The following is a 1894-nucleotide window of genomic DNA, read 5'->3' as shown; positions in this document are numbered from 1 at the left end:
GACGCCGCCGCCCAGCAATCCGCGTACGCGGACGCGCGGGAGGTGCTCACCGGCGACCAGGTGTCGGCGGTGATCTGGGTGGCGGTCACGATCAACGCGTTCAACCGGATCTCGATCATGAGCCGGCACCCGGTGCGCTGAACCGCGCACCGCACGCCCGCCTCCCTCCGCTCTCATGTCCTCGCCTCCCGGCCCGTACGGCCGCCGGGCACCGGCGCCAGGGCGGCGGAAGGGTGCGCCGACTCCGTGAGCGCACGGATGCCGTCCCGGGAGCGCACGCCGTCCGCCGACCGCACATGCTCACAGCCGGAGAACGCGTCCCGTCCGACCGGCCGGCGGAGCCAGAAGATGCACGTTCGGCGCGTCGTCCCCCATGTCCAGTCGGCCTCGTTGGCGGAGAGCGCGGAGCTCTACGGAGTGCTCGGGTTCGAGGAGGTGATGAACCACGGCTGGATCGTGACGCTCGCGTCCGCCGAGAGCCCCACGGTCCGGCTGAGCCTCAGGAGCGAGGACCGGACGGCTCCCGTCGCGCCGGACCTGAGCATCGAGGTCCACGACGTGGACGCGGTGTACGCGGCGGTGCGGGAGCGCGGCGCGGAGATGGCGCATCCGCCGACGACGAGGAGCGGGACGTGCGCCGCCTCTTCGTCCGGGACCCCGACGGCCATGTGGTCGACGTACTCAGCCACGGCTGGCGGCCCCGGCGAACCCCTTCGCCCGGATCACCTCTGCCCGGCCGTGCTGGACGGGTCGCTGACGGACCGTGAGACTGGGGACACCCGACGCCACGCCCCAGGACGGTGATCATGGAACAGGAAGTCCCCCGCGTCGAACTCACCCCGCGCGCCGCCGACCTGGTGCGCAGGCTGCGCGCCTCTCACGGCCCGCTGATGTTCCACCAGTCCGGCGGCTGCTGCGACGGCAGCGCGCCCATGTGCTATCCGGACGGCGAGTTCCGCACCGGCGGCTCCGACGTACTGCTGGCCGAACTGGAGGTCGAGGGCGTCGGCGAACCGGTGAGGTTCTGGATGTCCCGCAGCCAGTACGAGGTGTGGAGCCACACGCGGCTGATCGTGGACGTGGTGCGCGGCCGAGGCAGCGGATTCTCACTGGAAGCACCCGAGGGAGTACGTTTTCTCACTCGTTCTCGTGTAGTGGACGTCTAGCCACCGCGGCGGAAATCGCGTTCTGGTGCACTTCCCCTGAGTCCTGGGAGAGTCGACGAGACATCAGGGGAACGGTATGACGCGACGTCAGAAGCGGTCGGCAAAGGGCAGAACGGTACTGACAGCCCTCACGACGCTCGGTGTGCTGGCCGGTGCGGCCCTGACGGGGGCGGCACCGGCCGGCGCCGTGCAGGACTCCGAGCGGATCGCGCGGGGCGTCACCTACGAGGAGTTCGACATCGCGGCGGGCAAGGGCGTGACGCACGCCCATGTGCTCGTCGTCGACCTGCGCGACCCGCATGTGCGCGTGGACCTGCTGCATCCGGGTGCGGTGGCAGCCCGCGCCCCCGTCTCGCGACTCGCCGACTCCGCGGGCGCGGTGGCCGGGGTCAACGGTGACTTCTTCAACATCACCGAGACCCAGCACCCGGGCGTGCAGGCGACGGGCGCGACCGTGGGGCCGGCGATCGCGCACGGACACGCGCTCAAGGCGGCGGTCCCCGGCGGCCAGCGGTTCGGACCCGCGCTGCCGCCCGGCACGACCACCAGGGACGTCTTCGGTGTGGGCACCGACCGGCGGGCCCGCATGGACAGGCTGAGCCTGCGCGGCTCGGTCCGTACGCCCGAGGGCCGGCTGCCGCTCGGCGGCCTCAACCAGTACGCCCTGCCGGTGGGCTCCGTCGGCGCGTTCACGGCGCGGTGGGGCAATGTCTCGCGGGTGCGCGCGC

Annotated in this window: 1 protein-coding gene and 3 pseudogenes; all 4 read left to right on the top strand. The window is 72.1% G+C overall.

The window, feature by feature from the left end:
- Nucleotides 1-141, top strand: a pseudogene (locus tag ACFW2E_RS46095) (carboxymuconolactone decarboxylase family protein); the annotation flags it as partial.
- Nucleotides 142-348: 207 nt separating this feature from the next.
- Nucleotides 349-767: pseudogene (locus ACFW2E_RS46090) on the top strand (VOC family protein).
- Between the two features lie 39 nt (nt 768-806).
- Complete coding sequence (locus ACFW2E_RS46085; RefSeq protein ID WP_384477950.1) at nt 807-1166, top strand: DUF779 domain-containing protein; 360 nt, start codon at nt 807-809, stop codon at nt 1164-1166.
- A gap of 76 nt (nt 1167-1242) precedes the next feature.
- Nucleotides 1243-1894, top strand: a pseudogene (locus tag ACFW2E_RS46080) (phosphodiester glycosidase family protein); the annotation flags it as partial.

The organism is Streptomyces sp. NPDC058964 (assembly GCF_042741275.1).
Classification (GTDB): domain Bacteria; phylum Actinomycetota; class Actinomycetes; order Streptomycetales; family Streptomycetaceae; genus Streptomyces.
This window is presented reverse-complemented; position numbering and strand designations above follow the sequence as displayed.

Coding starts and splice junctions, on each gene's coding strand:
- ACFW2E_RS46085 (WP_384477950.1), top strand. CDS start 807: ATGGAACAGGAAGTCCCCCGCGTCGAACTCACCCCGCGCGCCGCCGAC.